Source organism: Rhodococcus sp. 5G237 (assembly GCF_053764735.1).
The window spans coordinates 409,042-422,042 of record NZ_JBSNCD010000002.1 but is presented as its reverse complement, the minus strand read 5'-3'; the positions used below and the strand labels follow the sequence as shown (position 1 = coordinate 422,042).

At 67.3% G+C, this 13,001-nt stretch carries 14 protein-coding genes and 1 pseudogene; 7 read left to right on the top strand and 8 right to left on the bottom strand.

Going from position 1 to position 13,001, the window contains the following annotated elements:
- The first annotated feature begins 162 nt into the window (after positions 1-162).
- Positions 163-765 (top strand): TetR/AcrR family transcriptional regulator, encoded by a 603-nt coding sequence (locus tag ACWPOC_RS05305; protein WP_081314495.1) that lies wholly within the window; start codon positions 163-165, stop codon positions 763-765.
- Here the strand turns inward: ACWPOC_RS05305 and ACWPOC_RS05300 are convergent.
- On the bottom strand, positions 747-1,241 hold the full coding sequence (locus ACWPOC_RS05300) for an NUDIX domain-containing protein (protein ID WP_120281525.1): 495 nt from the start codon (positions 1,239-1,241) through the stop codon (positions 747-749). The two genes, ACWPOC_RS05305 and ACWPOC_RS05300, sit on opposite strands and share 19 nt — an antisense overlap.
- Complete coding sequence (locus tag ACWPOC_RS05295) at positions 1,241-1,882, bottom strand: GyrI-like domain-containing protein (protein WP_120281524.1); 642 nt, start codon at positions 1,880-1,882, stop codon at positions 1,241-1,243. Before ACWPOC_RS05295 ends, ACWPOC_RS05300 begins: the two co-directional genes overlap by 1 nt.
- Positions 1,883-1,984: 102 nt before the next feature.
- On the opposite strand from ACWPOC_RS05295, the gene ACWPOC_RS05290 reads away from it, so the two are divergent.
- The gene (locus ACWPOC_RS05290; RefSeq protein ID WP_120281523.1) at positions 1,985-2,911 is read left to right on the top strand and encodes a sigma-70 family RNA polymerase sigma factor; all 927 of its coding nucleotides are present in this window, start codon (positions 1,985-1,987) and stop codon (positions 2,909-2,911) included.
- A gap of 3 nt (positions 2,912-2,914) precedes the next feature.
- Here ACWPOC_RS05290 and ACWPOC_RS05285 read toward each other — a convergent pair whose 3' ends face one another.
- Positions 2,915-3,499, bottom strand: coding sequence for a carboxymuconolactone decarboxylase family protein (locus tag ACWPOC_RS05285; RefSeq protein ID WP_120281522.1), 585 nt, complete (start codon positions 3,497-3,499; stop codon positions 2,915-2,917).
- 112 nt (positions 3,500-3,611) lie between these two features.
- On the opposite strand from ACWPOC_RS05285, the gene ACWPOC_RS05280 reads away from it, so the two are divergent.
- The 3 genes from ACWPOC_RS05280 (at position 3,612) to thpD (ending at position 6,893) form a co-directional block, all read left to right on the top strand.
- Positions 3,612-4,805 (top strand): pyridoxal phosphate-dependent aminotransferase, encoded by a 1,194-nt coding sequence (locus tag ACWPOC_RS05280; RefSeq protein WP_120281521.1) that lies wholly within the window; start codon positions 3,612-3,614, stop codon positions 4,803-4,805.
- A complete protein-coding gene (locus ACWPOC_RS05275; protein WP_120281520.1) occupies positions 4,806-5,810 on the top strand; it encodes an AraC family transcriptional regulator in 1,005 nt (334 codons plus the stop codon).
- A 192-nt stretch (positions 5,811-6,002) separates the two neighbouring features.
- Complete coding sequence (thpD, locus tag ACWPOC_RS05270; protein ID WP_120281519.1) at positions 6,003-6,893, top strand: ectoine hydroxylase; 891 nt, start codon at positions 6,003-6,005, stop codon at positions 6,891-6,893.
- Between the two features lie 123 nt (positions 6,894-7,016).
- Here the strand turns inward: thpD and ACWPOC_RS05265 are convergent.
- The 3 genes and pseudogenes from ACWPOC_RS05265 to ACWPOC_RS05255 form a co-directional block, all read right to left on the bottom strand.
- Positions 7,017-7,902 (bottom strand): annotated as a pseudogene (locus ACWPOC_RS05265) (glycosyltransferase).
- A gap of 81 nt (positions 7,903-7,983) precedes the next feature.
- On the bottom strand, positions 7,984-9,081 hold the full coding sequence (locus ACWPOC_RS05260) for a 3-deoxy-7-phosphoheptulonate synthase (RefSeq protein WP_120281517.1): 1,098 nt from the start codon (positions 9,079-9,081) through the stop codon (positions 7,984-7,986).
- A 234-nt stretch (positions 9,082-9,315) separates the two neighbouring features.
- The gene (locus ACWPOC_RS05255; protein WP_120281516.1) at positions 9,316-9,927 is read right to left on the bottom strand and encodes an acetate uptake transporter; all 612 of its coding nucleotides are present in this window, start codon (positions 9,925-9,927) and stop codon (positions 9,316-9,318) included.
- Between the two features lie 161 nt (positions 9,928-10,088).
- Here ACWPOC_RS05255 and ACWPOC_RS05250 point away from each other — a divergent pair, with 161 nt between their 5' ends.
- Positions 10,089-10,493: an SRPBCC family protein gene (locus ACWPOC_RS05250; protein WP_455408147.1), complete on the top strand. Its 405-nt coding sequence runs from the start codon at positions 10,089-10,091 to the stop codon at positions 10,491-10,493.
- 23 nt (positions 10,494-10,516) lie between these two features.
- Positions 10,517-10,978, top strand: a complete 462-nt coding sequence (locus tag ACWPOC_RS05245; RefSeq protein ID WP_016695676.1) for a PPOX class F420-dependent oxidoreductase — start codon at positions 10,517-10,519, stop codon at positions 10,976-10,978.
- A gap of 5 nt (positions 10,979-10,983) precedes the next feature.
- Here the strand turns inward: ACWPOC_RS05245 and ACWPOC_RS05240 are convergent, their stop codons facing one another.
- Together ACWPOC_RS05240 and ACWPOC_RS05235 are read right to left on the bottom strand one after the other, a co-directional pair.
- Positions 10,984-11,610, bottom strand: coding sequence for a GAF and ANTAR domain-containing protein (locus tag ACWPOC_RS05240; protein WP_455408146.1), 627 nt, complete (start codon positions 11,608-11,610; stop codon positions 10,984-10,986).
- A 177-nt stretch (positions 11,611-11,787) separates the two neighbouring features.
- Positions 11,788-12,972: an acyl-CoA dehydrogenase family protein gene (locus ACWPOC_RS05235; RefSeq protein ID WP_455408145.1), complete on the bottom strand. Its 1,185-nt coding sequence runs from the start codon at positions 12,970-12,972 to the stop codon at positions 11,788-11,790.
- Positions 12,973-13,001 lie beyond the last annotated feature (29 nt).

Here is a 13,001-nt window from a genome sequence, read left to right as displayed (position 1 = left end):
AGGACCGGAACGGTAAACTCTGCACTTCGAGGAGGACATGTGGATTCTGCGTCGCCGATTTTCCGAGCGGTCTCACCCGCCTCTCCACCGCCCCCTGCCGAATCGGCGTCGTTGCTGGAACGTGCTTTTCAGGACGCACTTCTCCTTCCGGACGAATCCGTCATGGGTACCGAGATCGACGAGACCCGCGTGCGCCTGCTCGATGCCGCCTACGAACAGTTCTGCCGCACCGGCATCCAACGCTCCTCGATGGAGGAGATCGCCCGCCGTGCGAAGCTGTCGCGAATCACCTTGTACCGCAAGTTCGAATCGAAGGACGCCCTCGTCGACGAGGTCATCCTTCGCGAGTTCCGCCGCTACTTCCTGCGTTTCCTCGAGGACATCGCCCAGGCCGACACCGTGGCGGACCGGGTGGTCCTCGGATTCGTCAGCGCGCTGCGTGTCATCCGCACCAACAGGCTGATCGGCAATCTGCTCGAGACCGAACCGGTGCTGTTCGCAGGTGCGATCGGGGGCGACGACGGAACGATGCTCGCCGCCGTCCGCCGGTTCGTCGCGGGGCAGTTGCAGCGTGAACAACGCGCCGGAACGGTCGCCGCCGATCTGAACACCGACCTCGTGGCCGAGATGCTCGTCCGCATCTCGGCGTCGTTCCTCACCACACCGAGCCAGGTCGTCGACATCGACGACGACGAGGCTCTCGCCTCGATCGCCCGGCAGTTCCTCGTTCCGATGGTGCTGCCGGACTACGGTTCGACGCGGTAGTACAGGCCTTCTTCGTCCAATCGCGTACGCAGTGCTTCCAGCACCGGCCGCTGCCCTTTGTGCAGTTTCGTCTCGGCGTCCGCCGCGACGATCCAGCGCGCATCGTCGACCTCCGGGATCGTGATCCGCTTACCGGACTTCGGCGGCCATTCGACCTCGCACGTGTTGCTTTCGGCGAATTCCAGCTCGTCCGTCGTCTCCCCCGCGTAGATGCTGACGATCTTGCCGGACGACTGCCGGTAGCGACCGAGCAACGACAGCGGCACGTCCGGCGGTTCGATCCCGCACTCCTCGGTGAACTCGCGCAGGGCGACCTCCCTGGGGTCCTCCTCCGGGCCGTACTCCCCCTTCGGCACCGACCAGGCCGCTTCGTCCTTCCCCTTCCAGAACGGGCCGCCGGGGTGGACGAGCCACACGCTGAGCAGACCTGTGTCGTCGACGCGGTAGAACATCAGACCTGCGCTGGTGACGGCCATCATCGCTCCTGTATTCCTGCGACAGGTTGACGCAGAATGGTTTTCAGCTTCTCCGGTGCCGCGCGACGAGGGTCGGACAGGTAGATCTCGTGGTGGTCGCCGGCGAACGTCACCCCTCGTTCGGGCATCACCTGCGTGTGCAGGTGATGCAGGACGGGGCCTTCGTCGTCGTACGGTCCGATGTGCAGGATCTGCAGCGCCCTGCCCTCCGTCAGCCGGAACGGCCGCACACGCGACAGGGACGGGAGCGGCTTCTTCTTCGCCCCGGCCTTGTCGCCCGCAGTCTCGATCGCGTCGTCCACCATGTCGTCGGTGATCCAGGGAGGCTGCGCGATGAGCATGCGCCACGACCAGGAGTCCTTGTCCCGCGTGAGGAAGGTGGTCATGTCCTCGCTCCACCACAGACCTTCGAGAGGTCCGACGACGAAATCCCGGCCGAGTTCCTTCTTGGAGGTGAATTTCAGGGTGTACGCCACCGCGTAGAGGGCCTCGACGGCATCGGCGTACTCCTCGGAACCGTTCGGATCACCCTTGCCGTCCACGGCGAGGTAACCGAACTCGGGGACGTGCACCTCGACGAAATCCTCGGTCGAGCACGAGTACAGCTCGCGGTACTCACGCTTGATGTCGTATTTGTCCACGGCGCCCCTTCCGTTCGAGGACGAGAATAAGCGTCCGATGGCATCCGTACGGGCGATCGACACCCCTTCGCCCCGGGGCCGATCGCGTCTAGCATCGTCCCCATGCTCGACGAGAGCACCCAGAAGACATTCGAGGAGAACCGCACCCACCTGCTGTCGGTGGCGTACCGACTCACCGGCAGCATCGCCGACGCCGAGGACGCCGTGCAGGACGCATGGCTGCGACTCGCGGGCGCGGATGTCTCCGAGGTGCGCGACCTGCGTGCCTGGCTGACGACCGTCGTGGGACGGTTGTGCCTCGACAGACTGCGCTCGGCCGCGGTGCGCCGCGAGACCTACGTGGGCCAGTGGCTACCCGAACCCGTCGTGGCGCCCCTCGGCTCCCCCGCTCCCCCGGACCCGCTCGACGAGATCGTGCGCGACGAGGACAACCGGCTGGCCGCGCTCGTCGTCCTCGACAACCTGACACCGGCCCAGCGCGTCGCGTTCGTGCTCCACGACGCGTTCGACATCCCGTTCGACGACATCGCCCGCATCCTCGGCGTCGCCACCTCGACCGCGCGCCAGCTGGCCTCCCGCGCTCGCCGCACGGTCTCGGCCGTTCCACCGCCGAGTTCACCGGCCGAACACGAGGAGGCCGTCGCGCGGCTCGTCGCGGCCTTCGCGGGCGCCGACCTCGACGCCGTCGTCGCCGCGCTCCATCCCGACGCCCGCATGATCGGCGACGCCGGCGGCACGACGCGCACGGCACTGAACATCGTGGTCGGCGCCGAGAAGGTCGCGCGCTTCATCCTCGGACTGTTGCGGCTCTACGGCGCCGAGGCGTTGACGGCCTTCGAACCGGTCCTCGTCAACGGCGAGCTGGGTCTGTTGAACCGCGGTCGTCCGGCCGAGAACGGTCGCCCGGGTTTTCCTCCGCGCGTGACAGCGTGGACCGTGCGGGACGGACGAATCTGGGCGGCCTACGACATCGCGAACCCCGAGAAGCTCGGACGCGGAGTGCTCCTGCCCGACAGCATCTTCGACTAGGTGTCATGCGTTCCCGGCTTCGTCGGCCCACGGCACCCGGCAGGCGTCCGTGCTGAATCCCTGATCGTGGATGCCCAGCGCCGAGTTCATGCGCGCACGCATGTTCTCGAGCGCGATCTGATAGGTGAGTTCGACGACGCCCGCCGGCCCGAAACGACGCTCGAGGTCGGCGACCTGTTCATCGGTGACCTCCCTCGCCACGTCGCCGGTCATCGCATCGGCGTAGGCGATCGCCGCTTTCTCGTCGTCGCTGTAGAGATCGGAGGTCTCGTATTCGGCGATGTGGGCGAGTCGTTCGGTGTCGAGTCCGTCCAGTCGCTGCAGCATCGTCCCGAAGTCGATGCACCACGAGCATCCGACGGTCCACGCCACGCGGTAGACGGCGATCTCCCGAACCGCGGCGGGCAGGACGGTGGAGGCGCGTTGGGCGAGCATCTCGTGGACTCCGCTCGTACGCATCAACCGCGGATGATGCGCGGCCACCGCGAAGGGTTCGGGGACCGAACCGAACCTGCGGCGGGCGAGCGCATACATCGCACGGGTCATCGGACCGGTGCGGTCGGGAGCGACGGCTTCGAGTCGTGCCATGACGGTGTCCTTCCGGTGCGACCGACGGATACTCCGCCGGTTCGAGGTGGCCTACATCATGGAGACGAGGCGGGCCGCACGGATGTGACACCGCGGGCGCTACGCTGCAGGAATGGCTGATTCGACGACTTCGGGACGAGTTCGTACGGTCGCCCGGTTACGACCGTTCGCCTCGACGATCTTCGCCGAGATGACCGAACTCGCCGTCCGGCACGGTGCGATCAACCTCGGGCAGGGCTTTCCCGACGTCGACGGCCCGCCCGCCATGCTCGAGATCGCCCGCCGCGCCATCGCCGAGGGGGTCAACCAGTACCCGCCCGGGTCCGGCATGCCGGTCCTGCGCGAGGCCGTCGCCGCCGACCGCGCCGCGCGGTACGGCCTGCACCACGACCCCGAATCCGAGGTACTCGTCACCGTCGGCGCCACCGAGGCAATCAGCGCCGCCATCCTCGGGCTCGTCGAACCCGGCGAGGAGGTGCTCCTCACGGAGCCGTACTACGACTCGTACGCGGCCTCGGTGGCGCTCGCCGGCGCAACGCGACGGACCGTGCCGCTGACCCGTTCCGGGAACGGTTTCGTGCTCGACGTCGACGCCCTGCGCGCCGCCGTCACCGACCGGACACGGATGCTGGTCGTCAACAGCCCGCACAATCCCACCGGCACCGTCTACGACCGTGAAGCGCTGACCGCCCTGGCCGAGCTCGCCTGCGAACGCGACCTGCTGGTGCTGTCCGATGAGGTGTACGAACATCTGGTCTTCGACGGCCGTACGCACATCCCGCTCGCATCGTTGCCCGGCATGGCCGAACGGACGATCACGGTCTCGAGCGCCGCCAAGACCTTCAACGTCACCGGATGGAAGATCGGGTGGGCGATGGGCCCGCGCGAGCTGATCGACGGGGTGCGCGCCGCGAAACAGTTCATGACGTTCGTCGGTGGGGCGCCCTTCCAACCGGCGGTCGCACATGCGTTGACGCACGAACAGGAGTGGATCGCGTCGATGCGCGCCGATCTCGAACGCAAGCGAACGTTCCTGTCCCACGCACTCTCCGAGGCCGGTCTGAAGGTGTTCGACTCCGCCGGAACCTATTTCGTGTGTGCCGATCTGACACCCCTCGGCCGGACCGACGCGGTGGCCTTCTGCCGGGAACTTCCGGGCCGTATCGGGGTGGCCGCGGTACCGGTGAGCGTCTTCGTGGACGACACTGCGTCGTGGAACCATCTGGTGCGCTTCGCGTTCTGCAAACAGGACGAGGTGCTCACCGAAGCGGTGGCACGTCTGAACGGATTGCAGGAGGCGCGCTAGATGTTGCGACCGACCATCCCGTCGGACTTCGTGTCGCGAGCGGTACGGGTGGGAGCCGAGGAGGGTATCGATCTGCAACCGGCACTCGAGGCGGCACGTATCAGCCGCGCGGTGCTCACCCATCCCCATGCCCGGCTCACTCCCGCCCAGGTCAGTCGTTTCACGCAGGTGGTCTGGCAGATCACCGACGACGAACTCTTCGGCATCGCAGCGGCTCCCGTGCCCCGCGGCACCTTCCGCGTGATGTGCCTGACCCTTATCCACCGACCCGATCTCGACCACGCTCTGCAACGGATGATCGAGGTGAACCATGTCATCCGGTCCCTGCCGCAGTTGAGCCTGACCCCGGGGGCGTCCACCACCTTCCTGGACGTGGAACTGCCGGAGGTCGTGGACGACAAGACCCGTGTGGTGGTGGATTTTCTTCTCATGCTGCTGCACCGCTTCGCCGCGTGGCTGGTGGGCGGGCGTGTCCCCCTCGAATCGGTGTTCCTGCCGTACACCGAACCCGATCCCGTCCTGGCGCGCAGTTACGACGCGATCTTCGGCGTGCCGGTGACCTTCGGCGTGGGACGGGCCGCGCTCGAGATCGACAATGCTGCACTGAAGTCGCCGCTCGTTCAGACCGAGGAATCACTCGAGGAGTACCTGCGGGATTCTCCGAATCTCATTCTCTCCGAACGTGAGTACGAGTCGACGGTGTCGTCCCAGGTGCGGCGGATCTTCGAGTCGGGCATCGAAGGCCGGACGGCGACCGCCGAGGACATCGCCGGCAGGCTCGCGGTGAGCCCTCCCCATCTGCGACGCCTGCTCCGCCAGGAGGGCACGTCGCTGGGGCAGTTGCGCGAGGAGGTCCTCCGCGACCTCGCGATCGCGGGTCTGAGACGCGGTGAAGCGGTCGACGATCTGTCGTCCCGGCTCGGCTTCTCCGAGCCGAGCGCCTTCCGCCGGGCATTCAAGAGGTGGACCGGAAACACCCCTCGCGCATACCGAGAACACCGCTGACGCTCGCGGCTGCCGACCGTCGCGACGCCGACGCATACCCGGCCGGTTCCGGAACGAAACTCGATTCGACCAGGAGCTATGGGCGAGGAGCCGGCACGCGGACATGCCGGAGCCCGGCTTGCATTCCTGCATTTTCAGTGGGAACGTCGGAAGCGAACCGTCATCGACTTTCGAGAGGGTGATTTACGAGCTATGCGCACGATCGTTCGCGACGACTATCCGACCCGCGGTCGCACCGCCTGCGAGTCCGTCGAGAGGAAGGATCCCGTCGTCTGGGGTTCGGCTACCGGCGGGCCGCTCGACGCCGAGGCCGTGGTCGAATACGACCGCCGCGGGTTCCACACCGCCGAAGGGCTTCTCGCCGCACACGATGTGGGAAACCTTCTGGAGGAGACCGCACGACTCGGCCGGGAGCTCGGTGACGACGACCGTGTGGTCCGCGAACAGGGCAGCGGCGATGTCCGCTCGGTCTTCGACGTGCACCGGCTCAGCGATCTCGTGGACTCCATCATCCGCAGGCCCGAGATCGTCGGTATCGCACGGCAACTGCTGGGATCCGATGTGTACGTCCACCAGTCGCGGCTCAACGTCAAGCCCGGCTTCCGCGGGGGCCCGTTCTACTGGCATTCGGACTTCGAGACGTGGCACGCCGAGGACGGCATGCCCAAGCCGCGTGCCCTGAGCATCTCGATCGCTCTGACCGAGAACTACGGCTACAACGGCGGTTTGATGATCATGCCGGGTTCGCACAGGACGTACGTCTCGTGCGCGGGTGAGACGCCCGAGGACTACTACCGCGAGTCCCTGGTCACCCATGTTCCGCCGACGGGTTCGCCCGACGAGGACACCCTCACCCGGTTGGCGGCCGAGCACGGCATCGCGACATTCACCGGCCCGGCAGGTTCGGCGACGGTCTTCGATTCGAACTGCATGCACGGTTCGAACGGGAACATCACACCGTTCCCGCGTTCGAACCTGTTCGTGGTGTTCAACAGCGTCGAGAACACGCTCGTCGAGCCGTTCGCCGCGTCGAAGCCGCGTCCGTCCTATCTGGGCAGCCGCGACTTCACGCCCCTGAAGTGACAGACATGAGGTGAGCACCTCCCACGGCTGTGGCCGGGACGCCCTGCGGCGTCCCGGCCGCCGTCGTCGGGAGCGACGCGGACAGGGCGCCGTTGTCGGGGCGCCGCGGGCAGGGCGCCGTTGTCACGGAGATGTCGTGCGCTCCTGCATGTCGATGGGCATGGCGCGTCCGCGTGAGCCGAAGATCGCTCGCCGGAAGGTGAACCTGCCCAGCTCGCGATCGTAGGGCCGGTATGCCGCATACGCGATCACGTGGAGACGCGACTGCAGACGAACGAGTTTGCGGATCTGCGGCGTGAGTCTGCCGTGCAGTTCGAAAGTGTCGATGCCCGATCGGATGTAGGCCGCGTACTCGCTCGGCGGGGTGTAGGCGCGGCGCGGTGACACGTCGACGAACAGTTCGGTGAGCTGGGCGATCTCGATGTCCGCTTCGCGGAGACACAGTGCGAGGTCGATGTCCTCGTGGATCTTCGGGTCGGTACTGACGGCGTCGCGGACCCGTTCCCACGCGGACCGTCGCAGTGCCATGTTCGCGCCGTGCAGATTGTCGATCCGCCGTTCCCCGCCGAATGCTCCTTGCGCGACCCGCTTGTCGATGTACCACTGTTTGAGCCTGCGGTAGGGGGAATCGTAGGAGTTGCTGAGTCCGCTGATCGCTCCCACCTCGGCAGTGTCGTCGCGGGCGAAGAAACTGCGGACGGTGTGCGCCCAGCCGGGACGAACCCGCGTGTCCGCATCGATCCGACCGATGAGATCTCCTGTGGCCGCGTCGAACCCGGCATTACGCGCGAATGCGACACCCGGTCGTGGCTCGACGATCCGTCGCACGAGGGGGCTCGCCGGCGGCGATGGCGTCGATGATCTGCGCCGTGCGATCGGTCGAATTGTTGTCCACGACCAGGATTTCGTGGATCTCCGACTTCTGGGCGAGCAACGCCGCGAGGCATTGCGCGATGTAACGCTCCTCGTTGTGGGCCGGCACGACGATCGACAACCTGTTCGTAGCCATGGAAACGACGCTACCGGACCGACGAGGGCCGGCGGTTCGTCATCGCTGACGACTCCGCCGGCCCTTCGCGCCGCAGACGGTTCAGCCGCGACGGGTGCGCACGGCCTGCGCGAGGCGGTCGAGCTGCGCGGCGGTGGTGTCCCAGTCGATGCACGCGTCGGTGATCGACTTGCCGTAGTCGAGCTTGTCGGCCTCGCCGAGGGTCAGGTCCTGACGTCCCGCCTCGATGAAGCTCTCGAGCATCAGTCCGACGATGCCCTTCTCGCCGGCCTCGATGCGCTCGGCGACATCGGTGACGACGTCGACCTGCTTGTTGTGGTCCTTGCGGCTGTTGCCGTGGCTCGCGTCGATGACGACACGCTCGGGCAGACCGGCCTTGCGCAGGCGGGCCATCGTGTCGGCCACGGTCTCGGCGTCGTAGTTCGGTCCCGCGCTGCCACCGCGCAGGATGACGTGGCAGTCCGGGTTGCCGACGGTCTCGATCAGCGCGGCCTGACCGTCGAGGTCGGTGCCGGGGAAGACGTGGCTGGCCGCTGCGGCACGGGTGCCGTCGACCGCGACCTGCACGTCACCTTCGGTGGAGTTCTTGATGCCGACGGGCATGGACAGCGCGCTGCACAGCTGGCGGTGAACCTGGCTCGCGGCGGTGCGGGCGCCGATGGCTCCGTAGGTGACCAGGTCGGCGTAGTACTGCGGAAGGATCGGGTCGAGGAACTCGCAGCCGACGGGCAGGCCGAGACCGGAGACGTCGAGCAGCAGCTTGCGGCCGATGCGCAGGCCGGTGTTGATGTCGAAGGTGCCGTCGAGGTGCGGGTCGTTGAGCAGGCCCTTCCACCCGAGCGTGGTGCGCGGCTTCTCGAAGTACACACGCATCACGACGTGCAGGTCGTCGCGCAGTTCCTCGGCCTTGGCGGCCAGACGGCGCGCGTAGTCCATCGCGGCGGCGGGGTCGTGCACGGAGCAGGGGCCGACCACCACGACGAGGCGGTCGTCGGCTCCGTCGAGGATGTCGACGGTGCCGGCGCGACCCGAACGGACGGTCGCTGCGACGACGGCGTCGGGCGCGTACTCGGCACGGATCTCGGAGGGTGCGACGAGGGGGCTGACCTTGACGGTGCGCTGTTCGTCGAGATTCGACGTGGAGATTCCGGTGGTCGCGGTTCCGGTGCTGGGGCTCATCGATGGTTCCTGTTCTCGGTGGTTCGGATTCCGACCCGAGAGAACCTGAGATTCCTACGAGCCGGTCTGGATCCGGCTCGTAGGTGAAGAAGTCAGCGCGTGGTCACGCCGACCGACCCACCCCGGGCCGGCCTGCTAAACCAGAAATATGCACGCTGCATAGCTCCGGACTGTACCAGGACGGCCGATGCGCCTGTCAAACCACCCCCGGTGTTGGGACGAAGAGGTGCCTCGTCAGCGTGGGCCCGTGGGCAGGACGACACGCCCGAAGGTCGTGCTGAGCACCCCGGCAGCGGAGGTGTACCAGGCGCCGGCGGCAGCGGCGAGCCCGAAATACCCACCGACCCTCGTCAGACCGGTCTGCTCCAGCAGCGCTCCGAGGGTGAGGAAGACGAAGGCGGCGAGGAGCACCGAGAAGGTGACGAAGAGGGCCGCGCTGATCCGGGTACTGGCGAACCACATGTAGACGGTGAAGATGGTCCAGGCCAGCAGGAAGATGCCCACCCCGACGTGCCGCTCGGCACCCATCTCCTCGGCGGTGTAGGTGACCAGGTACCAGAAGCTCAGCCAGAACGCCCCGTACGAGCTGAAGGCCGTCGCCCCGAAGACGTTGCCCTTCAGGAACTCCCACATCCCGGCGGCGAGCTGTGTGAGACCGCCGTAGAACAACGCCACCCCGAAGACGGCGGCTTCCGCCTCCACCGAGATGAACCCGGCGTTGGCGCAGGACAGGATGAACGTCGTGAGGGCGAAGGCTGCCAGACCCAAGGGTCCGGGGTCGGCGATGTGGGCGCCTCTGTGAACGGGGACCGCGATTTCGTTGGGGTCGTCTTCGGTGTACGACATCCGCCGGCTCCTTCGGAGGAGAAGAACCCGGCGCAGGCTCCCGGGCCTCCTTCGGATGGTTCGAACACTTCCAGTGTGCGCCTCGGGAACCGGTGTGCGTGCGGCAACGGGAACACGATTTCCGTCGGCGATCACCCCGCCGAACTTCTACTGTGGCGAGCATGAGCACGCACGTCGTCCGCAGCCGCCATGTCGCTCGGGTCGTCCGATGCCCACCGCGCCGGGTCTACGAGTTCGCCGCGGATCCCGACAACTTGCCGAAGTGGGCGGCCGGTCTGGCGCGGAGCGAGGTGCGGCGGGTCGGCGACACCCTCGTCGCGGAGTCCCCGATGGGCAAGGTCACCGTCCGGTTCGTCGGCACCAACGACCACGGGGTGCTCGACCACGAGGTGACACTGCCGTCGAGGACGACGGTGTACAACCCGATGCGGGTACTCCCCCATCCGGACGGTGCCGAGATCGTCTTCACCGTCCGGCAGATCGAGTTGACCGACGACGAGTTCGACCGCGACACGCGCATGGTGGAAGAGGACCTCGCGCGACTCGCGGCGCTCCTCGAGTCGTGACCCTTCGGAACAGGAGAACGTGAATGGCCCGCAAGATCGCCACCAACACCGCAGTCGGCCTGCAGGAACTGCTGGACTTCGTCCGGCCCCGGCACCGGATGATCCTCATGACGCAACGCGACGACGGCACACCGCAGGCCTCCCCCGTCACCGGCGGCGTCGACGACAGCGGACGCATCGTGATCGCGACCTATCCCCGGCGCGCCAAGACCCGCAACGCCCGTAGCCGGCCCGAGGTCGGTGTCGTCGTGCTGTCCGACGACTGGAACGACGCGTGGGTGCAGGTCGACGGAACCGCGGAGGTGATCGATGCCCACGACGACGTCGAACCGTTCGTCGAGTACTTCCGCAACATAGCCGGTGAGCATTCGGACTGGGACGAGTACCGGCAGGCCATGCGCGATCAGGGCAAGTCGCTGATCCGGATCACCCCGACCCGCTGGGGTCCGGTGGCCACGGGAGGCTTCCCGCCCGAACTGGCGTAGATACCTCACTGCCCTGCGTCGACCACGTGCCCCGCGATCCGTCGCAGGGGCACGTTGCGTTCCTGGGACAGCTTCCGGAGCAGGACGAACGCATCGTCGGCACCCACCGCGAAGCGTTCCATGAGCACGCCCTTCGCCTGCCCGATGACATCGCGGGACGCGAGTGCGTCGCGCAACTGTTCCTCTTGACGGGAGGCGACCAGCGCGATCGCCGCGTGGGTCGCCAGGCTCGTGCCCACATCGATGCTGTGCTCGTCGAACGCTTCCGCACGAGAACTGTGTACGTGCAGCGCTCCGTGGACCTCGTCGGTGTACAGGCACAGCACCAGCGTCGATCCGACACCGGCAGCCGCAGAGTCGGAAGAGACAGCCGGCCAACGACTCTCACATCGCATATCGGTGACGAGAACCGTACTCCGCTCCCGCATCGACTCCACGCAGGGGCCGTCGCCCGCTTCCTGCTGCACTGCGTCGACCGCACTCGGCAGCGGCCCGGTCGCGGCGCGGGATTCGAAGCGCAGGCCGGACGTACGCACCGCGATGCCGACCTGCTCGGCACCCGGGATCAGCTCGACGGCCGCCGAGGTGATCAGGCGCAGGGTGTCGTCGAGACATGCGGATTCGGCGCGCATCCTGCGCGCCACCTCGTCGATCGAACAGCGCCATCGCCCTTCGGGCCGTGCGCCGCTCGACCGCTCCCTGTTGCCGACCTCCCCCGATGCCACGCCACATACTTGCATCGGCCTCCCGGCGTGCCGAAAGACCCTAGTGCGAAGAGTCGGTCGTACCGGTCACGAGCGGCCGGCGGTCTACCGCCACGGCACGCGTTCCGGGTCGCGCAGCATCCGCCGTGCCGTGGACATCCGGTGCACCTCGTCGGGGCCGTCGTAGATACGGGCGTAGCGCGCCCGCCGGTACATCCCCTCGAGCGGCGTGTCGGCGGTGAGACCGAGCGCCCCGTGCACCTGGATCGCACGGTCGACGACATCGTGCAGCATCTGCGCGCCGCGGAACTTGATGAGTCCGATCTGGACCCGGGCGTCCTCCCCCGCATCCATCACCCGCGCGGCGTCCAGCGTCATCAGACGGGCGGCCTGGATGTCGGCGGCGGATTCTGCGATGTAGCGCTGGATCTCGCCCTTCTCGGCGAGCAGCGATCCGTGGGCGAAGCGGGAGTTGGCGCGGGCACACATGAGTTCGAAGGCCCGTTGGGCCTGGCCGAGCCACCGCATGCAGTGGAAGATCCGTCCCGGCCCGAGCCGGTCCTGTGCGACGACGAAGCCGTTGCCGCGTTCACCGAGCACGTTCTCCTCGGGAACCCGCACACCGTCGTACCGCACCTCGTAGTGATCGCTCGGGTCGTGCCCCATCGTGGGGATCGCCCGCACGATCTCGAGTCCGGGGGTGTCGATGGGCACGATGATCGCGCTGATGCTGCGGTGCAGCGGCGTCGACTCGGGTTCGGTCCGGGCGAAGACCGTGCAGTAGCCGGCCTGCGCGGCGCCGGTGGTGAACCACTTGTGCCCGTCGATCACCCATTCGCCGTTCTCGAGCCGAGCGGTGGTCTGCACGAGCACGGGGTCGGATCCGGCCACGTCCGGCTCGGTCATGCCGACGGAGGGCAGGATGTCGCCGGAGACGAGCCCGGGGATCCAGCGCTCGCGTTGTTCGGCGGTGCCGTGACGCTGGATCATCAGGGCGTCCTGCATGGACACCGATCCCACCGCGAGCTGACCGTACTCGGAGCGCCCGATGATCTCGTTGAGGTAGACGAAGTCGAGGAAGGGAACCCCACCCCCGCCCATCTCCTCGGGATGCCCCAGAGCCCACAGCCCGAGTTCCTTCGCCCTGGCCTTCAGCTCGGCGAGCGCCTCGGCGGCCTTGTCGTCGTGGTGGCTCAGGACGGGTTCGAGAGGAATCACCTCGTCGTCGATGAACGAACGCATGCGGGTGCACAGTTCGGCCACCCGCCCTTCGGGCCGGTTCGCAGTCATGCCCGCCAATCTATCGGCGCACACGTGCA

What these genes read in the sequence shown, in the direction of transcription:
- ACWPOC_RS05305 (WP_081314495.1), top strand. Translation starts at nt 163, where the DNA reads ATGGGTACCGAGATCGACGAGACCCGCGTGCGCCTGCTCGATGCCGCC.
- ACWPOC_RS05300 (WP_120281525.1), bottom strand. Translation starts at nt 1,241, where the DNA reads ATGGCCGTCACCAGCGCAGGTCTGATGTTCTACCGCGTCGACGACACA.
- ACWPOC_RS05290 (WP_120281523.1), top strand. Translation starts at nt 1,985, where the DNA reads ATGCTCGACGAGAGCACCCAGAAGACATTCGAGGAGAACCGCACCCAC.
- ACWPOC_RS05285 (WP_120281522.1), bottom strand. Translation starts at nt 3,499, where the DNA reads ATGGCACGACTCGAAGCCGTCGCTCCCGACCGCACCGGTCCGATGACC.
- ACWPOC_RS05280 (WP_120281521.1), top strand. Translation starts at nt 3,612, where the DNA reads ATGGCTGATTCGACGACTTCGGGACGAGTTCGTACGGTCGCCCGGTTA.
- ACWPOC_RS05275 (WP_120281520.1), top strand. Translation starts at nt 4,806, where the DNA reads ATGTTGCGACCGACCATCCCGTCGGACTTCGTGTCGCGAGCGGTACGG.
- thpD (WP_120281519.1), top strand. Translation starts at nt 6,003, where the DNA reads ATGCGCACGATCGTTCGCGACGACTATCCGACCCGCGGTCGCACCGCC.
- ACWPOC_RS05260 (WP_120281517.1), bottom strand. Translation starts at nt 9,081, where the DNA reads ATGAGCCCCAGCACCGGAACCGCGACCACCGGAATCTCCACGTCGAAT.
- ACWPOC_RS05255 (WP_120281516.1), bottom strand. Translation starts at nt 9,927, where the DNA reads ATGTCGTACACCGAAGACGACCCCAACGAAATCGCGGTCCCCGTTCAC.
- ACWPOC_RS05250 (WP_455408147.1), top strand. Translation starts at nt 10,089, where the DNA reads ATGAGCACGCACGTCGTCCGCAGCCGCCATGTCGCTCGGGTCGTCCGA.
- ACWPOC_RS05245 (WP_016695676.1), top strand. Translation starts at nt 10,517, where the DNA reads ATGGCCCGCAAGATCGCCACCAACACCGCAGTCGGCCTGCAGGAACTG.
- ACWPOC_RS05240 (WP_455408146.1), bottom strand. Translation starts at nt 11,610, where the DNA reads ATGCGCGCCGAATCCGCATGTCTCGACGACACCCTGCGCCTGATCACC.
- ACWPOC_RS05235 (WP_455408145.1), bottom strand. Translation starts at nt 12,972, where the DNA reads ATGACTGCGAACCGGCCCGAAGGGCGGGTGGCCGAACTGTGCACCCGC.